Origin of the sequence: Microbacterium sp. CGR2 (assembly GCF_003626735.1) — a bacterium.
GTDB lineage: Bacteria > Actinomycetota > Actinomycetes > Actinomycetales > Microbacteriaceae > Microbacterium.
This window is the reverse complement of the sequence record NZ_RBHX01000001.1, coordinates 3,230,322-3,254,878: the sequence shown is the minus strand read 5'-3', so window position 1 is coordinate 3,254,878 and position 24,557 is coordinate 3,230,322. Positions and strand designations below refer to the sequence as shown.

Genomic DNA, 24,557 nt, shown 5'->3' with positions numbered 1-24,557 from the left:
CGGCGGCTTCTTTCGTACCGGGACGGCAGATGGTGGGGGAGTTCGCTGTCAGCGACATCCCGCCGCCGCGTCGATGTAGTTCTGCGGGGGATAGCCGTAGGCCCACACTCCGTTCGCGTCATCGGTGAAGCCCATCCCGATCGCCCACGCCGTCGCCCAGTTCTCGATGCTGTCCTGGGTCGAGGCGTCGTACATGCCCTCGCATTTCACGCTGATCGCGTGGCCGACTTCGTGCGCCACGAGCGCTTTGCTGCGGTCCGCGGGCCATTGTTCGGCCACCGAGTTCGACAGCTCGATGGTCGCGCGACCCGGATCGTCCCACCACCAGGTCGTGTAGCCGCCCATGCTGCCGTTTCCGCCCGCGCCGTTGACCATGGGTGCCCAGTCGAACTCCAACAGGACCCCTGGAGCGAGCGATCGGGCGAATTCCTCGATCTCCAGTCGCTGGGCCAGCAGCGGTCCGGCTTTCTCGTCGAGTTCGGCTCGCTCTGTCGCGATCACCTGATGGGCGGCATCCTGTAACGCCGAGTAGGTTTCGGCGGCGCCTTCGTCGATGCTCGTCGTGGCGGTCGCGTCGGCGGCGGCTTCGCGCAAGGCGATGATCGCCTCGTTGCGCGCGGAGACGTGGGCAGCCTCGAAGCCTGCGGCGGATTCACCGGCAGACACCAGAAGCGAGGTGGTGCTCTCCGTCAGGCCGCGGAAAGCCTCAGCCGTGTCGACGGCGGCCAGATCCATGGCGTCGGAGAGTCGAGTGACCTCTGCCTGATGCCGGTCGAGCTGGGCTGTCGCGCCGAAGAGCTCCCAGAACCAGTCCGGCTTGTCGCCCACGGGCGGGATGTCCACGCCGAGGAGGTCATCAGCCGCAGCAGTGGCTTCACCAGCGACGCCAGCGGCGGTCGATGTCGCTTCTTCCTGGGTGGCGGCGACGGGGATGGCCTCGTTCTCGACGGCGATGATCGCTTCAGCCGCGTCCGATGCATCGACCAGATCTTCGTTCTCCGCGCGCAACTGCGTCTGCGACTCGGACGCTCCGGCGGAGGCCGCCCGGTAGTCGGTCACGGCGCTGTCATAACCCAGGCTTGCGACGGTCTGCGTGATCGCCACGACCGCGATCAGGCCCACCCCACCGAAGATGCCGGAGATGAGGGTGCGACGGCCGCGCCGTGGTCCTGGCGGAGAGGCAAGCGGGGACGTGCCCGAGAAGCGTGCGGCGATGTGGTGACCGCCGGAGGGCGGGAGGACATTCGCGTCGCGCATTCGGTGACCTTCCGATCAGAGTCGGCGTGCATCGACAGTGCCACAGTATTCGACGATCCGGTTTTGACACGAGAAGGCCCCCACCGAGCGGTGGGGGCCTTCTGAAAGCGGAGGGGCTGACGGGAATCGAACCCGCATCATTAGTTTGGAAGACTAAGGCTTTACCACTAAGCTACAGCCCCGGATCCCGCGACTTTCTCGGGACCGACCGGATCGTAACTCCGACGTCATCGATCATAGCGGACTGTCGGAGGTGTTCCTGTCCGTTAGACTCGTGGGGGCTGAATCTGTGCGCGGATTCCCCGGGGCGTAGCTCAGCTTGGTAGAGCGCCCGCTTTGGGAGCGGGAGGTCGCAGGTTCAACTCCTGTCGCCCCGACACAGTAGCGTCCAGCCTGACAGCCGCGGTTCAGCGCGGAGACAACAAGGAGAACACACAAGCATGGCGAACAGCACCGTCGAGAAGCTGACCCCGACCCGGGTCAAGCTGAGCATCACGGTCACACCGGACGACCTCAAGCCGAGCATCGCTCACGCCTACGAGCACATCGCTCAGGACGTCCAGATCCCCGGCTTCCGCAAGGGCAAGGTTCCGGCTCCCATCATCGACCAGCGCATCGGTCGCGGCGCGGTCATCGAGCACGCTGTGAACGAGGGCCTGGACAAGTTCTTCCGCGAGGCGAGCGCCGAGCACAAGCTCCGCGTGGTCGGCCGCCCCGCCGCCGACATCACGCAGTGGCCGAACGAGAAGGACTTCTCCGGAGACCTGCTCGTCGACGTCGAGGTGGACGTCCGCCCCGACATCGAGATCCCCTCCTACGACGGCATCACGGTGACGGTCGACGCCGTCGAGATCGACGAGGCCGCGCTCGACACCGAGCTCGACAACATGCGGGCGCGCTTCGGCACGCTCATCCCGGTCGACCGGCCGGCCGCGAAGGGTGACTTCGTCGAACTCGACCTCGTCGCCACGATCGACGGGGCAGAGATCGACCGCGCCGAGGGCGTGTCGTACGAGATCGGTTCCGGCGAGCTGCTCGAAGGCATCGACGACGCGATCGAGTCGCTCACCGCCGGTGAGGACACCACCTTCCGCTCCGCGCTGGTCGGCGGCGACCACGCCGGTTCCGAGGCCGAGGTTTCGGTGACGGTCAAGGCGGTCAAGGAGCGCGAGCTCCCCGACGCCGATGATGATTTCGCTCAGATCGCGAGCGAGTTCGACACGATCGCCGAACTGCGTGAGAGTCTCGCCGAGCGTGTCGCTCAGCAGGGCGTGTTCACCCAGGGTTCCGCGGCGCGCGACAAGCTCGTCGAGACACTGCTCGAGCAGATCGAGATCCCGGTTCCGCCCCAGCTCATCGAAGACGAGGTGCACAACCACCTCGAGGGTGAAGGGCGCCTCGAAGACGACGTGCACCGTGCGGAGGTCACTGAGGCGAGCGAGAAGCAGTTCCGTACGCAGGTGCTCCTCGACACGATCGCGGAGCAGGCCGACGTGCAGGTCTCGCAGGAGGAACTGAGCCAGTACCTGATCCAGTCCGCCTCGCAGTACGGCATGGCGCCGCAGGAGTTCGTCGAGGCGCTGCAGTCCTCGAACCAGCTGCCCGCACTCGTCGGCGAGGTCGCCCGCAACAAGGCGCTCGCGATCGCTCTGGGCAAGGTGAAGGTCGTCGACACCAACGGCAAGTCGGTCGACCTGTCCGACTTCGTGGTCACCGACGACGCGGCCGAGGAGGCCCCTGAGGCCGAGGCCGAGGAGAAGCCCAAGAAGAAGGCCGCTGCCAAGAAGCCTGCGGCCAAGAAGGCGCCGGCGAAGAAGGCAGACGCGGACGACGCCGAGGCTGACGCCGACGCCGAGAAGCCGGCTGCGAAGAAGCCTGCTGCCAAGAAGGCGCCCGCGAAGAAGGCCGCTGACAAGGCCGAGTGATCGAACACGATCGGTGAAAGGGCGGATGCTGCGGCATCCGCCCTTTCTCGTGGAGGGAGAAGCGGTGAAGAGCTGGGACGAACGGATCGACGACGTGTGGGCGGCCGCATCCGGCGAAGAGGTGGGTGACGAGACGATCGCCCGCATCGACGAACTGGCTGCCGAGCGTGGCGCGGATGACGCGCGAGCGGAGTTCGAGCGTGCGGGGGCGAGGGATTCGGCGGGTCGACCGGCCGAAGCGGTCGCTCTGTACCGACGCGCCCTCGCACTCGGATTGGACGAGGATCATCGTGCGCAGTGCGTCATCCAGCTGGCGAGCTCGCTTCGCATCCTCGGCGAGTTCGAGGAAGCGCTCGACGTCATCCGCGCCGAGGAGGAGATTTCGGCCGAGGGCCCCTATCGCGACGCGGTCGCTGCCGTGCATGCCCTCACTCTCGCGAGCGCCGGCCGACCGGCGCAGGGGCTGTCCGTCGCTTTGCTCGCGCTGGTGCCGCACCTGCCGCGCTACCACCGGTCCATGACCGCCTACGCCCACGAGATCGCGGGCGCCGACACCTGATATGCCGACGGCGAACACGGCCTGAGGGCCGCGCCGGCGCCGGTAGATTCGAAGCACGATCACGGAAACAGGAGCTGAAATGGCTGCAGAACCACTTGTCGCGACCAGCGTCTTCGACAGGCTGCTGAAGGACCGCATCATCTGGCTGGGTTCAGAGGTGCGCGACCAGAACGCCAACGAGATCTGCGCGAAGATCCTTCTTCTCGCCGCGGAGGACTCGGAAAAAGACATCTACCTCTACATCAACTCTCCCGGTGGCTCGATCACCGCGGGTATGGCGATCTACGACACGATGCAGTTCGTGCCGAACGACATCGTCACCGTCGGCATCGGCATGGCGGCATCCATGGGACAGCTGCTGCTCACCAGCGGCACCAAGGGCAAGCGGTACATCACGCCGAACGCGCGGGTTCTGCTGCACCAGCCGCACGGCGGCTTCGGCGGAACCTCGAGTGACATCCAGACGCAGGCGCAGCTCATCCTCTCGATGAAGAAGCGTCTCGCCGAGATCACTGCGGGCCAGACCGGCAAGTCGGTCGAGCAGATCAACGCCGATGGTGACCGCGACCGCTGGTTCACCGCGGACGAGGCCCTCGAGTACGGCTTCGTCGACCACATCCGCGAGCACGCCAGCGACGTCACCGGCGGCGGCGGCACTGCGGACGCCGCAGAGTAATCCGGATTCGAAAGGACACCATGTACACCCCCACTTTCCAATCCGCAGGAAACCTTCCGTCCAGCCGCTACGTGCTCCCGCAGTTCGAAGAGCGCACCGCGTACGGCTTCAAGCGTCAGGACCCGTACAACAAGCTGTTCGAAGATCGAGTGATCTTCCTCGGCGTGCAGGTCGACGACGCGTCTGCTGACGACGTGATGGCACAGCTGCTCGTTCTGGAGAGCCAGGACGCCGAGCGCGACATCACGATGTACATCAACTCGCCCGGTGGCTCGTTCACCGCGATGACGGCGATCTACGACACGATGCAGTACGTCGCGCCGCAGATTCAGACCGTCGTCCTGGGCCAGGCAGCATCCGCAGCCGCCGTGCTGCTCGCTGCCGGCGCACCCGGAAAGCGGCTCGCGCTGCCGAACGCGCGTGTGCTGATCCACCAGCCCGCGATGGGTGAAGCCGGACAGGGCCAGGCATCGGACATCGAGATCCAGGCGGCGGAGATCCTCCGTATGCGCACCTGGCTCGAGGAGACGATGGCCGCGCACACGGGGAAGCCCGTCGAGCAGGTGAACCGCGACATCGACCGCGACAACATCCTCTCTGCCGCGCAGGCGCTGGAGTACGGCATCGTCGACCAGGTGCTGAGCACGCGCAAGCGCGCATAGGTTCTCGCCGAGAAAGGGCGTCAGTCATCGCGACTGGCGCCCTTTCTGCATGCCCGGCGAATGTGCGGGCCACCTGCCTGCATTCGCTCATATGAGCAACGGGGTGCGCGTTGGGGGCCGAGGGCCTACGCTGGGAGAGGAAGGAGGATGCCGTGGAAGACGATCTGCTGATGGTCCGCGTTGCTGAGCTGTACTACGACGAGGACAAGACCCAGGACGAGATCGGCGGACTCCTCAAGATCTCCCGCTGGAAGGTCGGCCGACTGCTGACGCAGGCGCGCGAGCGCGGCATCGTCCGCATCGAGATCGTGCACCCGCGAGCACGTCGCCTCGGCCTGGAAAGACTGCTGGTCGAGCGATTCGACTTGGCGGACGCCGTCGTCGTGCCGTCGCCTGAGGGCGACGAGGGGACCCTCGAACGCGTGGCGCACGCCGCGGCCGACTTCCTCGCCGCTCTGCGCCCCGCACCGCGCACCCTCGGAGTGAGCTGGGGTCGGACGCTGCGCGCCGTCGCCGAAGCCCTCCCGGACGGGTGGGCCAACGGCGTCACCGTGGTGCAGCTCAACGGCGGCGTGAGCCTCAACCGTCGCTCTGGTGGTGCCGCGGGTCTCGCGGTGACGATCGCGCAGCGGGCATCCGGCCACGTGTCGCTGCTGCCCAGCCCGGCGATCCTGGAGCGAGTCGAGACGAAGCAGGCGATCGAGGCGGACCGCACCGTCGCGGCCGTGCTCGAGGAGGCCGCGGAGGCCCAGGCCTTCCTGTTCACCGCGGGCCCCTGTGACGCCTCCTCCGCTCATGTCGAGAACGGCTACCTGAGCCGGGATGATGTCGAAGAGCTCGCCCGCCGCGGCGCGGTGGGCGACGTCCTGGGGCGCTACGTCGACGCGGAGGGGAACATCGTCGATTCCCAGCTCGACGCGCGCACCGTGGGAGTCTCGCTGGATCGGCTGCGCGGAGCCAAGCGCGCCATCTTCGTGACCGCGGGCCCCGCCAAGCACGACATCGCGCGTACAGTCGTGACCAGTGGCCTGTGCGGCGTTCTGGTGACCGATGAGACCACAGCACGAGTACTGTTGGAGGAACAATGACGACCAAAGAACTCAGCCGCAGAACGGCGGTGGACGTGCTCGGCGGTGAGCCGGATGACGCGACACTCCGTCGCTTCCTGCACGGACTCCCGGGAGTGGATGCGGTGGGGCTCGAGCAGCGCGCGGCCGGACTCGGCACGCGCTCGATCAAGACCACGTCGAAGGCATGGGCGCTCGACACCATCATCAAGCTGATCGACCTCACCACGCTCGAAGGTGCCGACACCCCGGGCAAGGTGCGCTCTCTGGTCGCAAAAGCCAAGAACCCGGATGCCGCCGACGCGTCGACGCCCCGCGTGGCCGCCGTCTGCGTCTACGGCGACATGGTGGGCGATGCGGTGACCGCGCTCGGTGGACTGCACGGAGATCCCGACGACGGGCTGATCTCGGTCGCCGCCGTGGCCACCGCGTTCCCGAGCGGCCGGTCTTCTCTCGCGATCAAGCTCGCGGACACGGCCGAGGCGGTCGCAGCCGGCGCGGATGAGATCGATATGGTCATCGACCGCGGTGCGTTCCTGTCCGGCCGCTACGGACTCGTCTTCGACCAGATCGCCCAGGTGAAGGAGGCCTGCCGTCGTGACGACGGCACCTCCGCATCGCTGAAGGTGATTCTCGAGACCGGTGAACTGAACACCTACGACAACATCAAGCGGGCCTCGTGGCTCGGCATCCTCGCGGGAGGCGACTTCATCAAGACGTCGACCGGCAAGGTACAGCCGGCCGCCACGCTGCCGACGACGCTCCTCATGCTCGAGACAGTACGCGACTGGTACCGGGGCACGGGCGAGCGCATCGGCGTGAAGCCTGCAGGCGGCATCCGCTCGTCGAAAGACGCGGTCAAGTACCTCGTCACCGTTGCGGAGACCGTGGGGGAGGAGTGGCTGCAGCCGCACCTGTTCCGCTTCGGCGCATCAAGCCTTCTCAACGATGTGCTCCTGCAGCGCCAGAAGCTCAGCACCGGCCACTACTCCGGCCCCGACTACGTCACCATCGACTGACAGGAACTCGAATGTCATTTCTGGAATACGCTCCGGCACCGGAGTCGAAGTCGGTCCTGAACCTCAAAGACAGCTACGGCCTGTTCATCAACGGCGAGTTCGTCGACGGTTCTGGTGCGAGCTTCCACACCATCTCACCCGCCGACGAGACGCGCATCGCCGAGATCGCCACCGCGAACGACGATGACATCGATCGAGCGGTCGCCGCGGCTCGCCGCGCCTACGAGAAGACCTGGTCGCGGATGAGTGGACGCGACCGCGGCAAATACCTCTTCCGCATCGCCCGGCTCGTGCAGGAACGTGCCCGCGAGCTGGCGGTCGCCGAGAGCCTCGACAACGGCAAGCCGATCAAGGAGAGCCGTGATGTCGACGTCCCCCTGGTTGCTTCCTGGTTCTTCTACTACGCGGGCTGGGCGGACAAGCTCGACCATGCGGGGCTGGGCGCCAACCCCCGTGCGCTCGGCGTCGCCGCACAGGTGATCCCGTGGAACTTCCCCCTGCTGATGCTGGCGTGGAAGGTCGCTCCGGCGCTGGCCGCGGGTAACACCGTCGTCCTCAAGCCGGCGGAGACCACACCGCTCACCGCGCTCATCTTCGCGGAGATCCTGCAGCAGGCCGATCTTCCGGCGGGTGTCGTCAACATCGTGACGGGCGCCGGTGCGACCGGCGCCGCCCTGGTGCGCCACCCCGACGTCGACAAGGTCGCCTTCACGGGATCCACCGGTGTCGGGCGCGACATCGCCAAGGCTGTCGCCGGCACGCCCAAGAAGCTCACTCTGGAACTGGGCGGCAAGGCAGCCAACATCGTGTTCGACGATGCACCCATCGACCAGGCGGTCGAGGGGATCGTCAACGGCATCTTCTTCAACCAGGGTCACGTCTGCTGTGCAGGCAGCCGACTGCTGGTTCAGGAATCGATACACGACGAGGTCATCGATCGGCTCAAGAGTCGTCTGTCGACCTTGCGCCTCGGCGACCCGCTCGACAAGAACACCGACATCGGCGCGATCAACTCGGCCGCTCAGCTCGCCCGCATCCGCGAACTCAGTGACATCGGAGAGGCAGAGGGCGCTGAGAGGTGGACCGCGGACTGCGCCATCCCGGACAAGGGGTTCTGGTTCGCGCCGACGATCTTCACCGGCGTCGAAGCATCGCATCGCATCGCCCGCGACGAGGTCTTCGGACCGGTGCTCTCGGTGCTCACCTTCCGCACCCCGGCCGAGGCGATCGCCAAGGCGAACAACACGCCCTACGGACTCTCCGCGGGAATCTGGTCCGACAAGGGATCGCGCATCCTCGCCGTCGCCGATCGACTCCGCGCCGGAGTCATCTGGGCGAACACCTTCAACCGCTTCGACCCGTCGAGTCCCTTCGGCGGCTACAAGGAGTCCGGGTACGGCCGCGAAGGCGGACGTCAGGGACTCACCGCCTACCTCAAGGGAGCCGCAGCATGAGCAAGCGACTGACCGTGCCGAAGACGTACAAGCTGGCCATCGGCGGTGCCTTCCCGCGGAGCGAGTCCGGGCGCACCTACGAGGTGCTGTCAGCCAAGGGAGCCTTCCTCGCGAACGCTGCTCAGGGCTCTCGCAAGGATGCTCGCGATGCCGTGGTCGCCGCTCGTTCGGCCGTGAAGGGCTGGGCAGGCGCGACCGCCTACAACCGCGGCCAGGTGCTGTACCGTGTCGCCGAGGTCCTCGAAGGGCGCCGCGCGCAGTTCGTCGACGAGATCGTCGCGCAGCAGGGCGTCTCGACCGGCTCTGCGGAGACGCAGGTCGACGCGGCCATCGACCTCTGGGTCTGGTACGCCGGGTGGTGCGACAAGTACGCGCAGGTGGCGGGGAACGCCAACCCCGTCTCCGGTCCCTACTTCAACATCTCGGTTCCGGAGCCGACCGGTGTCGTCGCGATCGTGGCGCCTCAGGATTCCGCGCTGCTCGGCCTCGTCTCCGTCGTCGCTCCGGCTCTGGTAGCGGGTAACACCGTCGTCGTGATCGCCAGCGAACGGCACCCGCTCTCAGCGATCAGCCTCGCCGAGGTACTCGCCACCAGCGACGTGCCGGGGGGAGTCGTCAACGTGCTCACCGGGTCGCCGGCGGAGATCGCCCCGTGGCTCGCGTCGCACCAGGACGTCAACGCGCTGGATCTCGCCGGGGCGGGGGATCTGGACTGGGTGGACATGCAGATCGCCGCTGCTGAGACGCTCAAGCGCGTGCTCACTCCGGGAGAGGTCATCGCCTCGCCCGAGCGGATCGGCGCGTTCACCGAGATCAAGACGGTCTGGCACACCAAGAGCATGGTCTGAACTGATACGCGCCAATGCGGCCCTGTGTCGGATGCAGAGGTTAGGCTCAGAAGACGATCTCTGCATCCCCTAGGAGGACGCGCATGGCCCGAATCGGTGAAAGCGCTGACCTGTTCAAGTGCTCGTTCTGTGGAAAGAGCCAGAAGCAGGTTCAGCAGCTCATCGCTGGCCCCGGTGTATACATCTGCGACGAGTGCGTCGAGCTGTGCAACGAGATCATCGAAGAGCGGATGGCGGAGTCGTCCGCCGAGGGTGTCGCGGAGTTCGAGCTGCCCAAGCCGCGCGAGATCTTCTCGTTCCTCGAGGAGTACGTCGTCGGCCAGGAGCCGGCGAAGCGCGCTCTCTCGGTGGCGGTGTACAACCACTACAAGCGCGTCCGTGCCCACGGAACCCTGCAGACGGCTGAGCAGAAGGCCGAAGAAGTCGAGATCGCCAAGAGCAACATCTTGCTGATCGGACCGACCGGCTGCGGCAAGACGTATCTCGCGCAGACCCTCGCGAAGCGATTGAACGTACCGTTCGCCGTGGCGGATGCGACCGCTCTGACGGAGGCCGGGTACGTCGGCGAAGACGTCGAGAACATCCTTCTCAAGCTCATCCAGGCTGCCGACTACGACGTCAAGCGCGCCGAGCAGGGCATCATCTACATCGACGAGGTCGACAAGATCGCCCGCAAGGCGGAGAACCCCTCGATCACTCGTGACGTGTCCGGTGAGGGTGTCCAGCAGGCGCTGCTGAAGATCATCGAGGGCACCGTCGCCTCGGTGCCGCCGCAGGGCGGACGCAAGCACCCGCATCAGGAATTCCTGCAGATCGACACGACGAATGTGCTCTTCATCGTCGCCGGCGCTTTCGCCGGCCTCGAAGACATCGTGTCCTCCAGGGTCGGCAAGCACGGCATCGGATTCGGTGCGCCCCTGCATGACAAGACGAAGGACCTCGACCTCTTCAGCGAGGTGCTGCCCGAAGACCTCCACAAGTTCGGGCTCATCCCGGAGTTCATCGGTCGGCTGCCGGTCGTCACCAACGTGTCGCCGCTCGACCAGGACGCTCTCATGGAGATCCTGACCGGTCCGCGAAACGCTCTGGTCAAGCAGTACCAGCGCATGTTCGAGCTCGACGGTGTGCAGCTGGAGTTCGACGAGGAGGCATTGCGCTCGATCGCCGACCTCGCCGTCGAACGTAAGACCGGCGCCCGCGGTCTCCGTGCCATCCTTGAAGACGTCCTCGGACCGATCATGTTCGAGATCCCGTCTGCCGAGGACGTCGCCAAGGTCATCGTGACCCGTGCTGCCGTCGACGAGGGCGAACCTCCCACGATCATCATGGAGCGCAAGCGCAAAAGCGCGTAAGTCCCGAACTCGACAGGTTCGATGAACGCCTCCAGGGGCGGTGACGACAGACCCCGCCGGGAGAACAGGTTGCGGCGTTGGGGTAGCAGCCGGTACTCGCTGCACCCTTCGAGTCCGACCGCCGAACGGGGAGATCATCCTGCCGTTCGGCAACCGCACCCGTTGCGGCCTGGGAGCGAAGCTGCTCCACTTACCCCGTGGAGCGCGCCGGTGTGCTGTGCAAAGAAGTATTTGCAAAGAAAACCTTGCAAAGAATCGTTTGCAAGGATATCTTTGCAATATGACGAACGAGACGCAGATCCGGACGCTCGACGCCGGGGCGCTGAAAGCGCTGGCGCACCCGCTCCGGGTGAAGATCTTCGATCTGCTCGCGGCTCAAGGTCCGCAGACTGCCAGTTCCCTCGCAGCGATGGTGGGGGAGACGTCCGGCTCGACCAGCTACCACCTCCGCGCGCTGGCCGCTCATGACCTCATCCAGGAGGTCGAGGGACGCGGTACGGCACGGGAGCGGTGGTGGGAGCGGCCGAAGGGACGCATCGGCGTGCCGGGCCCCGACGAGATGACCTCGCCGGCCGCCCGCGCGGCCGCGCAGATCGTGACCTCCGAGTTCTTCCGCCTCCGTCACGAGACCTTGATGGCCAACATCAATCGACCGGCATCCGAAGCCCCCGAGGGGTGGGACGACATCGGGATGACCACGACCACGCATCTCGACATGACCCCGGAGCAGGTGGTGTCTCTACGTCAAGAGCTCGAATCCATCATGGACAATGCGATCGAGCGATACCGCGGGCAGACCGGCCCCGATGTTCGTCGGGTCTCGCTTCGGATGGACCTGTTCGACCTGCCGACACCGGGTCCGCGGAGCCTCGGCGCGAGGCGCGGGGACGAATCATGACCAGCGCCAGCGCCAGCGCCAGCGCCACGATGGGATTCGTCGCGCCGACACGCGTCGAGCGCGGACTGCTGCGAGTGGCGCGCAGGCTCACGATCCTGGTGGAGCGTCGCGTGAAGCGTCGCGCCGAACAGCGTGAGATCGCGCTCGAGATGCTGCGCGAACAGCAGACACGCAAGCCGGATCTGCGCGCCGTCGACCTGGCTCTCACGCATATGGGGTTGCCGTTGCGCTGAGGCGTTTCGTCTCGCTTCGCTCGCTCAACGACCGAGGGGGAGGAGAGGCGTTTCGTCTCGCTTCGCTCGCTCAACGACCGGGGAGGGTCGCAACGACCGGGCGGTCAGTCCTGGAACGGACGGGCGATGACGTCGCCCGTCGAAGTCTCGAGCACTTCCCAGCCTGCATCGAGTTCGGCGATCGCACGGCCCTCGAGCCAGGTGAGCGTCCAGTGGCCGACGAGGCCCTTCGCCTCCACCTGGGCTATCGACCGGCGCAGGGCCGCCGGCACCGAAGCCGGTGGCTCCGATCCGGCGGCCCAGCGCGTGCCCAGTTGCATCAGGCGCCCTCGACCGGAGCGAGCTCGATCGCAGTGACTGCGAACTCCTCGGCTTCGGAGAATTCGAGGTCGGTGATGCGACCGACCGCACGAAGATCATCGGCGGCAGCGCGAAGGGCGTCGAGCTTCGCAGCCGGAGCGGCGATCGCCGCACGTGCCACCGGCGTCTTCTGCGAGGCCTTCGCTTCGGTCTTGGCCCGACGGATGCCGATGAGCGCCTCGCTCGCGGCGGACAGCACGGCGGGGTCGCCGTCGATTCCGAGCGGCTCCGGCCACGCAGCGGTGTGCACGGAGCCCTCTTCGAACCAGGACCATGCTTCCTCCGTGGCGAAGGAGAGCACGGGCGCGAGCAGTCGAAGCAGCGTCGAGAGCGCCAGACGCAGCGAGAGGGCGGCCGAGGCCTGGCCGACGTCGCTCCGGTCGTACGCACGCTCCTTGACCAGCTCCAGGTAGTCGTCGCAGAACGTCCAGAAGAACGCCTCCGTCAACTCCAGCGCCCGGGCGGAGTCGTAGCGGTCGAACGCCTTGGTGGCTTCGCGGACCACGCCGTCGAGGGCGGCCAACATCGACGCATCGAGAGCATGCGTCACCTGCGCGCCCGCCGGTGCGGGGAACGACAGGACGAACTTCGCGGCGTTGAGCACCTTGATGGCCAGTCGTCGCCCGATCTTCACCTGTGTCGGGTTCTGCGGATCGAAGGCCGCGTCCATGCCGAGTCGGCTCGAAGCCGCCCAGTAGCGGACGGCATCCGACCCATGCGTGGCGAGGACGTCCGCGGGGGTGACGACGTTGCCCTTGGACTTCGACATCTTCTTACGGTCGGGGTCGACGATGAATCCCGAGATCGCCGCATTGCGCCACGGAGTCCTACCGTCTTCGAGTGTCGACCGCAGCATCGTGGAGAACAGCCAGGTGCGGATGATGTCCTGACCCTGCGGACGCAGGTCGAACGGCGCCGTGAGCTCCCAGAGTTCGTCGTCCCGCTGCCAACCACCGGCCAGCTGCGGGGTGAGCGACGAGGTCGCCCAGGTGTCGAGGATGTCCGCCTCGGCGTCGAAACCACCGGCCACGCCGCGCTGATCCTCCGTGTACCCCGCGGGGACATCGATGGTCGGATCTATGGGAAGTGACGCGGCGTCGGGAGCGAGGACGCGCTCGTAGTCGCGTTCTCCGTTCTCGTCGAGGGCGTACCACAGCGGGATCGGCACACCGAAGAAGCGCTGGCGCGACACCAGCCAGTCGCCGGTGAGTCCGCCCACCCAGTTCTCGTAACGGACGCGCATGAACTCGGGATGCCAGGCGAGCTCGTCCCCGTGGGCGATGAGCTGATCGCGCAGTTCACCGTCACGGGCCCCGTTGCGGATGTACCACTGCCGGGTCGAGACGATCTCCAGCGGACGGTCGCCCTTCTCGAAGTACTTGACAGCGTGATTGAAAGGCTTCCCGACGGCGGTCATGTCGCCGGTCTCCTGCAGCTTCTCCACCAGTGCCTTGCGCGCACTGAAGACCGTCTTGCCGCCCATCTGCTCGGCATACCAGGCGCTCGCCTCCGCGTCAGCCACGGACGTCGGTGCCTCGGCGAGGAAACGACCGTCCAGGCCGATCGTCGTCATGTTCGGCAGCGGCTCACCGGCGGTGGTGCGCAGTTCACGCCACCACACGATGTCGGTCACATCACCGAAGGTGCAGACCATGGCCGCCCCCGTGCCCTTGTCGGGCTGAGCGAGGTGATGGCCGTGGATCTCGATCTCGGCTCCGAAGAACGGCGTCCGTACCTTCGTCCCGATGAGGTGCTTGTGCGGACCCTCCGGGTGAGTGACGATCGCGATGCACGCCGGCAGCAGCTCGGGGCGCGTCGTGTCGATCGCGATCGTTCCCGAACCGTCGGCGAACGGGAACGCGATCGTGTGGAACGCGGCCTGCTGATCGCGGTCCTCGAGTTCCGCCTGCGCGATGGCGGAGCGGAAGTCGACATCCCACAGTGTGGGGGCCAAGGCCTGGTAGGCCTCGCCGCGCTCGATGTTGCGGAGGAATGCAAGCTGGCTCTGACGGATCGTGTCGTCGGAGATGGTGCGGTACGTCTGGGTCCAGTCGACGCTGAGGCCGAGCTGACGGAACAGAGACTCGAACTGCTTCTCGTCTTCGACGGTCAGGCGCTCGCAGAGTTCGATGAAGTTGCGGCGGCTGACCGGAAGCTGGTCAGCGGCTCGGCTTGACTTGTTGTCGCCGCCTTCGAAGGGCGGGGTGAAGTCAGCGGTGTAGGGGAGCGTCGGGTCGCAGCGCACGCCGTAGTAGTTCTGCACACGACGCTCCGTGGGGAGCCCGTTGTCGTCCCATCCCATCGGATAGAAGACGGTCTTGCCCCGCATCCGCTCGAATCGTGCCTTCACGTCGGTGTGGGTGTACGAGAACACGTGGCCGATGTGCAGGCTGCCCGATGCCGTGGGCGGCGGGGTGTCGATCGAGTACACGCCCTCACGACCGGCCTGCGCGGCGCGCAGACGATCGAACAGGTAGGTGCCCTGTTGCGCCCATGCGGCGTCCCACTTCGCTTCGAGACCTTCGAGTACGGGCTTGTCGGGAATGGCGGACATGAAGGTCTCCTCGAGCGATGTATGCGGCACTGTGTGAGCGTGCCTGAGTGTGGGTTTGTGTCCGCCAGTCTACCGAGCCGCAGCGGAGAGCGCGGCGACATCACGGCGCCGCTGCGCGGGAGCAGGAAGCGGCGACCGTCAGCCGACGAGCTCGGACCGGATCTGCGCGCCGATCGTGTTCATGGCGGCGAGCACCGGGCCTCGCCCGTCCGTGCCGCGGTTCCAGTTGGCGACCACGGCGAAGGCGATGCGGCGCGTCGGTGACATCACGATCCCGGTGTCGGCGCGGACGGAGGACATCGTGCCGGTCTTGTTGATGAGCCAGATCCCGCGGTCGAACCCGAAGTGAGCGAGAGGGTCGAGTTCGAACGCGGAGGCGACCATGGACAAGTCCATCCCAGCCCCGAGCCACCGCTTGAGCGTGTCGGCCGAGGAAGGGCTGAGATCGTCACCGAGGGCCAGACGTGACATGAAGCGCACCAGATCCTCCGCCGTGCCGTGCGACAGCGTTCGCGGAGCACCGGGCGGGATCGGCCAGCGGATGACGTCGTCGAGGGCGGAGTCGGTGTAGCCCAGCTGTCTCGTGTGCTGCTGGACGGCGGGCAGACCGATGACCCGGCACAGGGTGTTCGTGGCCGCGTTGTCGCTGACCGCGCCGATCAGCGCCGCGACGTCGTAGAGCGAGAGTTCCGCCGCCTGCAGCAGATACCAGAGTCCGGAGTCGTCGATCGTCTCGACCGGTCGCCGGGTGACCCGTTCTTCCAGGCTTCGGGTACCGGCATCGACTTCGGCGAGAAGCCGGTGCAGGAGGAAGATCTTGCCCACGGAGGCAGTGGCGAGCGCCGCTCGCGCGTTCTCGCGGAGAAGCTCTTCGCCGGTGTCCACATCGCGGACCAGGACGGACCACTCCGTCCCGTTCTCGCGCGGCAAGTCGATCGTGATAGCGCTCATCGGGCCACGCCCTGTTCCCGGGCTCGCCCCGTGACGAACGCCCGCAGTTGCTCCCCGATAGCCCGCATTCCGTCGAGCACAGGTGCTCTGAGATCTGCAGCAGAGTCCTTCCAGTTGGCAGCGACCGCGTAGGCGACCCGGCCTGCGGGACCGGACAGCAGCCCCACGTCGACCCGAGCGAACCCCACGCTCCCGGTTTTGTGGCGCAGAACCATGCCCTGGTACTCCGCCTCGACGTGCGCGAGCGGATCCAGGAGGAAAGCGTCCGCGGTCATCGAGGTGTCGGCGTCGGCCGCGAGCCACGACAGGACCCGGTCGCACACGGCGGCGGAGAAGAGCTCCCCGGCACCCATTCGCCGCATCACATCCGCGAGCTCGGAGGCCGTGCCGTAAGACGGCGTCCATGGCAGGTCGGGCGTCCGCTCGTTGCGGATGTAATCGAGAAGGGTCGTGTCGGTGTAGCCGAGCGTCGGTGCGACGCCGCGCACCGCCTCGAGCCCGCACAGGTGGATGAGGGCGTTCGTGGCGAGGTTGTCGCTGACCGCTCCGACGAGGAGCGCGGCATCGTGGACCGTCAGGCGCTGATCACGCATGAGGTAGAGCAGACCGGAGTCCGCGACACGGTGCTCCTCCGGGATGGTGATCCGCTGCTCGTCCGACAGGCTGCCGTCCTCGAGGCGTCGCGCGACCTCGAGAAGCAGGAAGATCTTCCCGATGCTCGCTGTCTCGCACCGCACATTCGGGGTGCGCTCCGCGACGACGGTTCCTGTGTCGGCATCCAGGATGCGGATCGACCAGGTTGCGCGCTTGTCCAGGTCGGGGAGGACGATCACGCCGTACGCCCGACCGTGAGACGCGGCTGGTCGCCGCTCGCGTCGAGGACACCGTCGACTCCGAGCGGGATGCTGAGGGCGTTCGGATCGTGACCGAACCCCTGCTCCCAGAGGACCGGCACCGCAGCGTGGCCGAACTCGTCGCGCATGAGCGAGTGGATCAGGTCCACGTCGCCGCATTCGTGCCACGAACCGAGCACGACCCCGGACGCCGCGGCCAGACGACCTCCTCGACGCAACTGGGTGAGGAAGCCGTCGAGTCGGTACGGTTCCTCGGTGATGTCCTCCAGGAAGAGGATGCCGGATGGCGGCGCCGACGACTCCGGTGCGCCCATGGCCGCGGCCAGAAGACTCAGGTTGCCACCCGTGAACGTCCCCTCGGCTCGTCCTGCCACCATGATCTCGGTCTTGGGACCGATGAGCTCACGCCCCTCCCACGGTTCGAACAGCCAGCGCCGTACGTCGTCTCGGATGAACTCGGAGTCTCGGAAGACATTGGTCCCCGGCATCGGGCAGAAGAGTGTCGGCAGGTCGAGGTGCGCGCGGAACGCCTCGTGCAGCGCCGTGATGTCCGAAGAGCCCGTGAGCAGCTTCGGACGGCCGTCCCGGCGCGCGGCCGCGCCGCGCATCCGCTCCCAGTCGATGCCGTCGAGCAGCCGTAGTGCCCCGTACCCGCCCCGCACTGCCACGACCGCGTCCACCTCGGGGTCGAGCCAGGCGTCGACGAGGTCTCGGCGGCGATCCTCGTCCGGACCTGCCAGATACTTCGCGCGCGGGTGCGGGGTGAGCGCTGAAACCCCGACACGCACCCGGAGGCCCCAGGACTCGTAGTATCCGACCGCACGCTGGAGACTCTCCTCGTTCCCGGGACCGGCAGGTGAAACCAGGGCGACCGTGTCGCCTGCGGTGAGGGGGGCGGTGTCGAGATAGGGGGAGCGTTCGACGGTTTTCATGCGGTCTTCTCCTCGATGCGCGGAGCGGCTGCGAGAAGGTGGCGCGTGTAGTCGTGTTGCGGGTCCAGCAGTATCTGCTCCGTGGGCCCGTACTCGACGATCTCCCCGTGGTACATCACGGCGACACTGTCGGCGATGTTCCACGCGAGCCCGAGGTCGTGGGTGATCACGAGAGCGGATAGGCCGAGTCTGCGGCGCAGAGACAGGAGCAGGCCGAGGATCTCGCCGCGAACCGAGGCATCCAGCGAAGCCACCGGTTCGTCGGCGATCAGCATCTGCGGTTGCACGGCCAGAGCGCCGGCGATGACGACGCGCTGGCGCTGACCGCCGCTGAGCTCCTGCGGGATCGCACCGAAATAACGCTCGGGAGGAGTGAGCTCCGCCTCGGCCAGGCTGCGCGCCACACGCTCGCGTTCATCTCCGGGGTAGTGCTGGACGCGCAGTCCCTCGGCCACGGACTCATACACGCTGTGCTTCGGGTTCAGCGCCGCCCAAGGGTCCTGGAGAACCAGCTGCACCTGGGAGCGGAACTTCGTGAGCCCCCGCCCCCGCGCGGGAACGGCGGTGCCGCCGAACAGGATCTCCGAGCCGGCGTCGGTCGGCTGCAGGCCCATCAGGGCCCGGGCGAGGGTGGACTTTCCTGAGCCGGACTGCCCGACCAAGGCCACGATCTCACCCTTGCGTACCGCGAGGTCGACGTTTCGCACCGCGTGGACGGGACGTCCGCCCGAGCGGTAGGTGACGTTGAGGCCGCGCGCCTCCAGCAGCACCTCGTCGCTGTGGCGCGTCTCAGGCACCTCATCCGCGTCGCGCCCGTGGCGCGTGACCGGGGCGAGGCGGGAAGCGGGGTCTCCGATGGTGGGAAACGCATCCGCCAGCTGCCGGGTGTAGGGCTGCGTCGGGTTCGTGCAGACAGTGAACGCATCGCCGACCTCCACGAGTTCGCCGTCACGCATGATGGCGATCCGTCGGCAGGCCGTGGCGAGCACGGAGAGGTCGTGGCTGATCATCAGCATCGAGATGCCGCGTTCGGACACCAGCCGCGAGATCATGTCGAGGATCTGCTTCTGCACGATCACATCGAGTGCCGTGGTGGGCTCGTCGGCGATGATCACCTCGGGGTCGCACGCGAGCGCCATCGCGATCATCACCCGCTGCTTCTGTCCGCCGGAGAGTTCGTGCGGGTAAGACTGCAGCTTCTGCGGCGCGAGGTCGACGATGTCGAGCAGCTCGAGTGCGCGCGTCTTCCGCGCCTTTTCCGTCGCCCACTGCTCCGTGGAGTGGAGCTCGAGAGCCTCGAGGATCTGCCATTCCACGGTTCGGACGGGGTTGAGCGAGTGCATCGCGCCCTGGAACACGATCGACGTCTGCGCCCATCGGACGGCGCGGAGCTGCCCGAACGACAGTGTCGCGACGTCGGCGTCTCCCAGCAGCACGCGGCCGGTGAGGGTGGCGTTGCGCGGGAGCAGGCGCAGCACGCTCATGGCGAGGGTCGACTTTCCCGAACCGGACTCCCCGGCGATCCCGAGCGTCTCACCCGCAGGGAGAGTGAGCGAGACGCCTCGGACGGCCGCGATCTCGTCGCGTTCGGATCGTCCGGAGGTCCGGTAGGAGATCGATACGTCCTCGAAGATGAGATCGGGCATGTCACCGGGTCCTTAGGATCGGGTTGGTGATGTTCTCGACGGCGCGGCCCATGAGAGTGAAGGCCAGCACGACGAGGACGATGGCCAGGCCGGGAACGAGCACGTACCACCAGTACCCGCTCGTCGCCGCGGACACGTCCATGGCGTTCTTGAGGATCGAGCCCCACGACTGCATCGTGGTGTCGCCGAGGCCCAGGAAGGCGAGGGTGGACTCGGCGATGATCGCGGAACCGACCGTGAGCGTCGTGTTGGCGAGTACCAGCGGGAGGACTCCGGGCAGGAGGTGCTTGATGATGATGTGCCAGTGTCCGGCGCCGAGTGCCCGCGACCGCTCGATGTAGTCGCGGGACTCGACGGAGAGTGTCTGCGCTCGCACGACGCGGGCGGTCCCGGCCCAGGAGGTGAGGCCGATGGCGATGATGATCGTCCACACCCCGCGGCTCAGGACCGAGGAGAGCACGATTGCCAGGATGAGCGACGGCAGCACCAGGAAGAAGTCGATGATGCGCATCATGAGCGAGCCGAAGAAACCGGTGAAATGACCCGCCGAGAGACCGACGAGGGTGCCGATGACCATGGACATCGCCGTCGCCGCGAGGCCGACGAGCAGTGACACGCGCGCTCCCCACACCATGCGTACCCAGATCTCGCGACCCTGGTGGTCGGTGCCGAGCGGGTGCTCCCAGGATGGCGGGGCGAAGCGCTGCACGTCGACGAGCTTGGTGACATCGAGCATGCTGGCGGGGGCAATCACCGGTGCCAGGATGGCGACGGCGGCGACGAGTATGAGGAAGATCAGGCCGACCATCCCCGCACGGTGGTGCGAGAACTGTCGGCAGAAGTCCGCGAACGCAGCGCCGCGGCGATGCCAGGCGAGTGCGCGTGGAGAACGGATTGAGGATGTCGTGGTGCTCATGCGCGCCTCACTCTCGGGTCGAGCTGACGGTAGATGAGATCGGCGATGAGGTTCATCACGATGATGATTGCCGAGAAGACCACGAAGGTGCCCTGCAGCAGGGGAAGATCAGGGCCGGAGATCGCCTCGAACGTGAGCTTGCCCAGGCCCGGCCAGGAGAAGACCGTCTCGACCGTCACCGCCCCGGCGATGAGTCCGCCGATGTGCATGAAGACGAGAGTGACGGTCGGCAGCAGCGCGTTCGGGACGGCGTGCCGGCGGCGAACGAGGTCCTCGCGAAGACCCTTTGCCCGTGCGGTGGTGAGGTAGTCGGCGCCCATCTCCTCGAGGAGAGAACTGCGCATGACCATGAGGTACTGGGCGTAGACGACGGCGACCATGGTGACGACGGGGAGGACCATGTGTGAGACGACGTCGAGCACGACGCCGATCGGATCCGTCGGAGGGTTGGGCGACACCATGCCCCCGGTGGGGAACCAGTGCAGCGTGCCACCGAAGACCATCAGCAGCAGCAGCGCCAGCCAGAACGTCGGGACGGACCAGAAGACGAGCGACGTTCCCGAGGCGATCTTGTCGAACGTGGATCCGTGTTTCCACGCCGCTTTCTGTCCGAGCCAGAGTCCGAGGGCGATCGCGATGATCGCGGCGGTACCGGTGAGCAGGATCGTGTTCCAGAAGTAGTCGCCGATCAGCTCGGCGACAGAGGTGCGGTAGACGTAGCTCGTCCCGAAGTTGCCGGTGAACACGTTGCCGAGATAGTCGAAGAACTGCTGCCACAGAGGCTTGTTGAGGCCGAGCTGCTCCCGGAGCTGCTCGGCCTGCTCAGCGCTCATGCCGCGTTCTCGAGCGACCGAGGCGACCGGGTCGCCCGGCAGAATCTTGAAGGCGAAGAATCCGAGCAGGATGACCATGGCCATGCTGATCGCCGCGCCGCCGAGTTTCACCAGGAGATAGCGCAGCGCACCGACACCGGTCGGCTGCTCGTCGGCGGCCGCGCTGGTGGCGATGACGGAGGTGGATGGGGGTACCGCGTTGGACATGGGGTCTCCTCTACAGCGGACGAGATGCCGCGGGGGCGAAGGGCTCGCCCCCGCGGCATCTCGCAGGGCTCATTCGACGTCGGCGATGTTGCGACGTCGAATCAGGAAGAAGACCACTCCGCCGATGAGCACCACTCCGACCACGATGCCTCCGATGATCAGGCCGGTGTTCGTCCCGGTGCCGCCGGCGGTGGCGCCTTCGACCGGCTCGACGGTGAGGTAGCCCCAGTAACCGGCCTGGTTGGCGATGATCCCGGTCTCCTTCGGCTGCAGGGTGAATCCGGTGAAGCGATCGGAACGGTATGCCTCCAGGGAATTCGCGTACCAGGTGGCGACCTGCGCGGTGTCCTCGTAGTTCAGCGCGAGCATGTCGTGCACGATCTCCTGGCGCTTTTCCGGATCGATCTCCGAACGCTGCTCCGCGTACATCTCGTCGAATTCCGGGTTGCAGTAGCCGTCCTGCGTGGTTCCGCCGGTGCCGTCGGTCGCAGTGGGCAGGTTGGTGCAGGTGTTGATGCCCAGCTGGTAGTCGGGGTCGGGGTTGACGGACCATCCACTGAAGTACAGGTCGTAGTCACCACTCACGGCCTTCGCGCTGATCGTGTCCGAGTCGGTGGATTCGACCGTGATCTCGATGCCGATGTCCTTCATCCAGGGGACGAAGAAGTCGGCGATCGACTGCTCGTTGACGTCTTCGGCATCCGTCAGCAGTCGCAGTGTGAGCCTAGCCCCGTCTTTCTCCCGGATTCCATCGGCTCCGGGGACCCAGCCGGCGTCGTCGAGCTTCGCCTTGGCCGCCTCGGGATCGAACCCGACGATCACGTCGTCCTCGTCGGACAGGTGCCACTTGGGGAAGGACGAGGGGATGAAGCTTGTCGCCTGCACGCCCTCGCCGGCGAGGACCTTGTCGAGCAGCGTCTTCGTGTCGGTCCCGAGCCGGAGAGCCTGGCGGACCTCGACGTCCTTCAGCGCTTCGCTTCCGGTCCCGTAGGGAACGTTGTCGCGGGTCTGCTGCCCGACGTTGATGCTGATCGAGTGGTAACGGCGCCCTTCGCCGGAATGGGTCGTGATGCCGTCGACGCCCTCGAGGGCGTCGAACTGCGTCGGGGTGAGTCCGGTGACGAGGTCGACATCTCCTGCCTTCAGCGCCTGCACCTGCGCGTCCGAGTTCGTGTAATAGACGTACTGGATCCTGTCGATCTTCGGCGCACCGCGCCAGAACGTCTCATTCGCCTTCAGAACGATCGACTGGTTTGCGGCGTAGCTCTCCAGCACGAACGGTCCGGAGCCGACCACGTCCGTGTCGTTCGCGAACGTCGTCGGGTCGTCGACCGCCTCCCAGATGTGCTTCGGGACGACCGGGATCTCAGAGCCCGGGTTCGGGGCTTGCGGAGTCTTGAGGTTGATGACCACGGTTTTCTCGTCCGGTGCGTCGATCGATTCGAAGTTCGAGACCAGGTTGCCGTTCGCCGTGCCGAGGGCGGGCACGGTCATCATCTGCTCGTAGGTGTACTTCACATCCGCCGAGGTGATGGGCTCGCCGTCGGACCACTCGAGTCCATCCTGCAGGGTGAAGGTCCAGGTCTGGCCGCCGTCGGTCACGTCCCAGGAGTCGGCGAGGCCCTTGGTGGGCGACCCGTCTTCGGCGTCGTTCTGCACCAGGGACTCGTACACATACCGGATGACGTTGGTCGGTGCGAGGTAGATCGAGATGAACGGGTTGAACGTGTCGACGAAGCCCGAGGTCGCGATGCGCAGTGTTGTATCGGGTGCGGGAGATTCGGTCGCGGCGCTGACCGTCCGTGCCTGGGCGCTGACGGGCGCGGAGATGAGGAGAGCGGAGGCGATCGCAGCGGCGGCCAGACTTCGCACTGTTCGGGAGCGGGGAGCAAGACGCATGGATGAAGTCCCTTCGGGCACCGCCCGGATTCACGATGAAGGCGGGTCGGTGGAGACCATGCAAGCGGAATACCGGCTCAGGGTCAAGGGATCTGATCCGTATCGCTCAACAATAATTTGTGAGCCCCAGGTCGAACCAGGTGCGCTGACGTCCTTTTGGGCCCATGAATACGCGACTTTGCGCCATGTGCACGCGAGGGCAGCGCGCTGTCCTTCGATTCGATCGCATGGAGATCCGGATCGTATCGTTGCAATCGAGAATAGCGTACTCGAGCCTCTGCTCAGAGGTCCGGGGTCGTGAGCAGCGCGCACAGCAGATCGATGCGTTCATGCAGCGACGACAGTCGGAAGTGCTCATCGCGTGCGTGCGCTCCGCCTCCGCGCGGGCCGAAGCCGTCCACGGTGGGTATGCCCAAGCTGCCCAGCAGATTGGTGTCGCCGGCCCCTGCGGCCGGGCGGGCGGTGATCTGCTGCCTGATTCTCGCACCAGCCTCGGTGACCTGCGCGAGGAGCGTCGCGTCCGCTGCGGACGGCACCCACGCAGGGCGCGAACTCAGCACCTCGGCTGTGAGCCGGGCGCCCTCACGCACGGGGAGAAGCCCTGTCAACGCGGCGAGCACCCGTTCTTCTGTCACTCGATCGGTGAATCGCAGCCCGACTTCGGCCGACGCGTCGGCCGGGACCACGTTCGTGCGTGAGCCCCCCGAGATCCTTCCGACGTTGCAGAGGACAGGGCCCGGCAGCGTGGGATCCGACGTGATCTGCCGCACGCGGAGGAGCTGGTCTACGAGCTCGTCAACGGCAGAGATTCCCTTTTCGGGATCGAGCGCGGCGTGAGCCTCCCGCCCGTGTACGGAGAGCCGCATTCGCGTGCTCCCGCGACGGCCCACCTTCAACGCACCGTCCGGATGCGGCGACTCGAAGCCGATGGCCCCCGCCGTGCCACGCGCCCACTCTCGGAGGTGTGGCGTCGACTCCGGCGACCCGATCTCCTCGTCGCAGACGAGGACGATGCGCACCGCACGGCGCTTCTGAGGCGCGATGCCGCGCAGTCGCGACAGTGCGCCGAGCACCACCACGATGCCCGCCTTCATGTCGTAGGTGCCGGGGCCTCGTACGATGTCGCCGTCGTGCGACCAGGGCAGTTCGCGTTCGATCGTGCCCACCGGCCATACGGTGTCCGTGTGCCCGACGAGGAGGAGGGGATCCCCGATGCCGGCGACGTGCACGACGAGATGGGTTCCGGCCGCGGACGCCACGCGCTCCACAGTTCCGCCGAGCGCTTCGAACCGCCCGGCGAGATCGTCGGCGAGTGCGGCGCTGGCAGCCGCATCGCGACTCGGCGACTCATGGTGAACAAGTTCACGCACGAGTGCGAGGATGTCCTCAGAACGAAGGTCTGGTTCGGGAGCCGGCGCGGAAGTCGTCACGTTTACGAACCGTATCTGCCTCTTG

22 protein-coding genes and 2 tRNA genes are annotated in these 24,557 nt (G+C 66.6%); 12 read left to right on the top strand and 12 right to left on the bottom strand.

What is annotated here, in order from left to right; genetic code table 11:
- Window positions 1-48: 48 nt before the first annotated feature.
- Complete coding sequence (locus D7252_RS16385) at window positions 49-1,257, bottom strand: hypothetical protein (RefSeq protein ID WP_120776355.1); 1,209 nt, start codon at window positions 1,255-1,257, stop codon at window positions 49-51.
- A 111-nt stretch (window positions 1,258-1,368) separates the two neighbouring features.
- A tRNA-Gly gene (locus tag D7252_RS16380) sits at window positions 1,369-1,439 on the bottom strand.
- A gap of 121 nt (window positions 1,440-1,560) precedes the next feature.
- On the opposite strand from D7252_RS16380, the gene D7252_RS16375 reads away from it, so the two are divergent.
- The 12 genes from D7252_RS16375 to D7252_RS16320 all read left to right on the top strand — a co-directional run bounded on the left by D7252_RS16375 (window position 1,561) and on the right by D7252_RS16320 (window position 11,950).
- Window positions 1,561-1,634, top strand: a tRNA-Pro gene (locus D7252_RS16375).
- Window positions 1,635-1,697: 63 nt separating this feature from the next.
- Window positions 1,698-3,182 carry a trigger factor gene (gene tig, locus D7252_RS16370; RefSeq protein WP_120776354.1) on the top strand — a complete coding sequence of 495 codons (1,485 nt, stop codon included), beginning with the start codon at window positions 1,698-1,700 and terminating at the stop codon, window positions 3,180-3,182.
- Window positions 3,183-3,246: 64 nt separating this feature from the next.
- Window positions 3,247-3,741: a tetratricopeptide repeat protein gene (locus tag D7252_RS16365; RefSeq protein ID WP_120777029.1), complete on the top strand. Its 495-nt coding sequence runs from the start codon at window positions 3,247-3,249 to the stop codon at window positions 3,739-3,741.
- A 79-nt stretch (window positions 3,742-3,820) separates the two neighbouring features.
- Window positions 3,821-4,417, top strand: a complete 597-nt coding sequence (locus D7252_RS16360) for an ATP-dependent Clp protease proteolytic subunit (RefSeq protein WP_120776353.1) — start codon at window positions 3,821-3,823, stop codon at window positions 4,415-4,417.
- Between the two features lie 20 nt (window positions 4,418-4,437).
- Window positions 4,438-5,079: an ATP-dependent Clp protease proteolytic subunit gene (locus D7252_RS16355; protein ID WP_120776352.1), complete on the top strand. Its 642-nt coding sequence runs from the start codon at window positions 4,438-4,440 to the stop codon at window positions 5,077-5,079.
- 152 nt (window positions 5,080-5,231) lie between these two features.
- The gene (locus tag D7252_RS16350; protein ID WP_259461125.1) at window positions 5,232-6,167 is read left to right on the top strand and encodes a sugar-binding transcriptional regulator; all 936 of its coding nucleotides are present in this window, start codon (window positions 5,232-5,234) and stop codon (window positions 6,165-6,167) included.
- Window positions 6,164-7,165, top strand: a complete 1,002-nt coding sequence (deoC, locus tag D7252_RS16345; protein ID WP_120776351.1) for a deoxyribose-phosphate aldolase — start codon at window positions 6,164-6,166, stop codon at window positions 7,163-7,165. The genes D7252_RS16350 and deoC overlap by 4 nt, the downstream gene beginning before the upstream one ends.
- A gap of 11 nt (window positions 7,166-7,176) precedes the next feature.
- On the top strand, window positions 7,177-8,619 hold the full coding sequence (locus D7252_RS16340) for an aldehyde dehydrogenase family protein (protein WP_120776350.1): 1,443 nt from the start codon (window positions 7,177-7,179) through the stop codon (window positions 8,617-8,619).
- A complete protein-coding gene (locus D7252_RS16335) occupies window positions 8,616-9,467 on the top strand; it encodes an aldehyde dehydrogenase family protein (protein ID WP_120776349.1) in 852 nt (283 codons plus the stop codon). Before D7252_RS16340 ends, D7252_RS16335 begins: the two co-directional genes overlap by 4 nt.
- An 83-nt stretch (window positions 9,468-9,550) precedes the next feature.
- A complete protein-coding gene (gene clpX, locus D7252_RS16330; protein WP_120776348.1) occupies window positions 9,551-10,819 on the top strand; it encodes an ATP-dependent Clp protease ATP-binding subunit ClpX in 1,269 nt (422 codons plus the stop codon).
- 280 nt (window positions 10,820-11,099) lie between these two features.
- Window positions 11,100-11,717, top strand: coding sequence for a transcriptional regulator (locus tag D7252_RS16325; RefSeq protein WP_120776347.1), 618 nt, complete (start codon window positions 11,100-11,102; stop codon window positions 11,715-11,717).
- Entirely contained in the window at window positions 11,714-11,950 is a 237-nt protein-coding gene (locus D7252_RS16320; protein ID WP_120776346.1) for a hypothetical protein, read from the top strand. Before D7252_RS16325 ends, D7252_RS16320 begins: the two co-directional genes overlap by 4 nt.
- 104 nt (window positions 11,951-12,054) lie before the next feature.
- On the opposite strand, the gene D7252_RS16315 is transcribed toward D7252_RS16320, so the two are convergent.
- The 10 genes from D7252_RS16315 to D7252_RS16270 all read right to left on the bottom strand — a co-directional run bounded on the left by D7252_RS16315 (window position 12,055) and on the right by D7252_RS16270 (window position 24,532).
- A complete protein-coding gene (locus D7252_RS16315; protein ID WP_120776345.1) occupies window positions 12,055-12,270 on the bottom strand; it encodes a hypothetical protein in 216 nt (71 codons plus the stop codon).
- Window positions 12,270-14,864, bottom strand: coding sequence for a valine--tRNA ligase (gene valS, locus D7252_RS16310; protein ID WP_120776344.1), 2,595 nt, complete (start codon window positions 14,862-14,864; stop codon window positions 12,270-12,272). Before valS ends, D7252_RS16315 begins: the two co-directional genes overlap by 1 nt.
- A 138-nt stretch (window positions 14,865-15,002) precedes the next feature.
- A complete protein-coding gene (locus tag D7252_RS16305) occupies window positions 15,003-15,815 on the bottom strand; it encodes a serine hydrolase (protein WP_120776343.1) in 813 nt (270 codons plus the stop codon).
- Window positions 15,812-16,648: a serine hydrolase gene (locus D7252_RS16300; protein WP_120776342.1), complete on the bottom strand. Its 837-nt coding sequence runs from the start codon at window positions 16,646-16,648 to the stop codon at window positions 15,812-15,814. The genes D7252_RS16305 and D7252_RS16300 overlap by 4 nt, the downstream gene beginning before the upstream one ends.
- A complete protein-coding gene (locus D7252_RS16295) occupies window positions 16,645-17,601 on the bottom strand; it encodes an LD-carboxypeptidase (RefSeq protein WP_120776341.1) in 957 nt (318 codons plus the stop codon). The genes D7252_RS16300 and D7252_RS16295 overlap by 4 nt, the downstream gene beginning before the upstream one ends.
- Window positions 17,598-19,247 (bottom strand): ABC transporter ATP-binding protein, encoded by a 1,650-nt coding sequence (locus D7252_RS16290; RefSeq protein WP_120776340.1) that lies wholly within the window; start codon window positions 19,245-19,247, stop codon window positions 17,598-17,600. The genes D7252_RS16295 and D7252_RS16290 overlap by 4 nt, the downstream gene beginning before the upstream one ends.
- Window position 19,248: 1 nt before the next feature.
- A complete protein-coding gene (locus D7252_RS16285) occupies window positions 19,249-20,163 on the bottom strand; it encodes an ABC transporter permease (RefSeq protein WP_120776339.1) in 915 nt (304 codons plus the stop codon).
- Entirely contained in the window at window positions 20,160-21,203 is a 1,044-nt protein-coding gene (locus tag D7252_RS16280) for an ABC transporter permease (protein WP_120776338.1), read from the bottom strand. The genes D7252_RS16285 and D7252_RS16280 overlap by 4 nt, the downstream gene beginning before the upstream one ends.
- Window positions 21,204-21,272: 69 nt before the next feature.
- Entirely contained in the window at window positions 21,273-23,102 is a 1,830-nt protein-coding gene (locus D7252_RS16275) for an ABC transporter substrate-binding protein (RefSeq protein WP_120776337.1), read from the bottom strand.
- 281 nt (window positions 23,103-23,383) lie between these two features.
- Entirely contained in the window at window positions 23,384-24,532 is a 1,149-nt protein-coding gene (locus tag D7252_RS16270; RefSeq protein ID WP_259461124.1) for a M20/M25/M40 family metallo-hydrolase, read from the bottom strand.
- Window positions 24,533-24,557: the final 25 nt, after the last annotated feature.

Coding starts and splice junctions, on each gene's coding strand:
- D7252_RS16385 (WP_120776355.1), bottom strand. CDS start 1,257: ATGCGCGACGCGAATGTCCTCCCGCCCTCCGGCGGTCACCACATCGCC.
- tig (WP_120776354.1), top strand. CDS start 1,698: ATGGCGAACAGCACCGTCGAGAAGCTGACCCCGACCCGGGTCAAGCTG.
- D7252_RS16360 (WP_120776353.1), top strand. CDS start 3,821: ATGGCTGCAGAACCACTTGTCGCGACCAGCGTCTTCGACAGGCTGCTG.
- D7252_RS16355 (WP_120776352.1), top strand. CDS start 4,438: ATGTACACCCCCACTTTCCAATCCGCAGGAAACCTTCCGTCCAGCCGC.
- deoC (WP_120776351.1), top strand. CDS start 6,164: ATGACGACCAAAGAACTCAGCCGCAGAACGGCGGTGGACGTGCTCGGC.
- D7252_RS16340 (WP_120776350.1), top strand. CDS start 7,177: ATGTCATTTCTGGAATACGCTCCGGCACCGGAGTCGAAGTCGGTCCTG.
- D7252_RS16335 (WP_120776349.1), top strand. CDS start 8,616: ATGAGCAAGCGACTGACCGTGCCGAAGACGTACAAGCTGGCCATCGGC.
- clpX (WP_120776348.1), top strand. CDS start 9,551: ATGGCCCGAATCGGTGAAAGCGCTGACCTGTTCAAGTGCTCGTTCTGT.
- D7252_RS16325 (WP_120776347.1), top strand. CDS start 11,100: ATGACGAACGAGACGCAGATCCGGACGCTCGACGCCGGGGCGCTGAAA.
- D7252_RS16320 (WP_120776346.1), top strand. CDS start 11,714: ATGACCAGCGCCAGCGCCAGCGCCAGCGCCACGATGGGATTCGTCGCG.
- D7252_RS16315 (WP_120776345.1), bottom strand. CDS start 12,270: ATGCAACTGGGCACGCGCTGGGCCGCCGGATCGGAGCCACCGGCTTCG.
- valS (WP_120776344.1), bottom strand. CDS start 14,864: ATGTCCGCCATTCCCGACAAGCCCGTACTCGAAGGTCTCGAAGCGAAG.
- D7252_RS16305 (WP_120776343.1), bottom strand. CDS start 15,815: ATGAGCGCTATCACGATCGACTTGCCGCGCGAGAACGGGACGGAGTGG.
- D7252_RS16295 (WP_120776341.1), bottom strand. CDS start 17,601: ATGAAAACCGTCGAACGCTCCCCCTATCTCGACACCGCCCCCCTCACC.
- D7252_RS16290 (WP_120776340.1), bottom strand. CDS start 19,247: ATGCCCGATCTCATCTTCGAGGACGTATCGATCTCCTACCGGACCTCC.
- D7252_RS16285 (WP_120776339.1), bottom strand. CDS start 20,163: ATGAGCACCACGACATCCTCAATCCGTTCTCCACGCGCACTCGCCTGG.
- D7252_RS16280 (WP_120776338.1), bottom strand. CDS start 21,203: ATGTCCAACGCGGTACCCCCATCCACCTCCGTCATCGCCACCAGCGCG.
- D7252_RS16275 (WP_120776337.1), bottom strand. CDS start 23,102: ATGCGTCTTGCTCCCCGCTCCCGAACAGTGCGAAGTCTGGCCGCCGCT.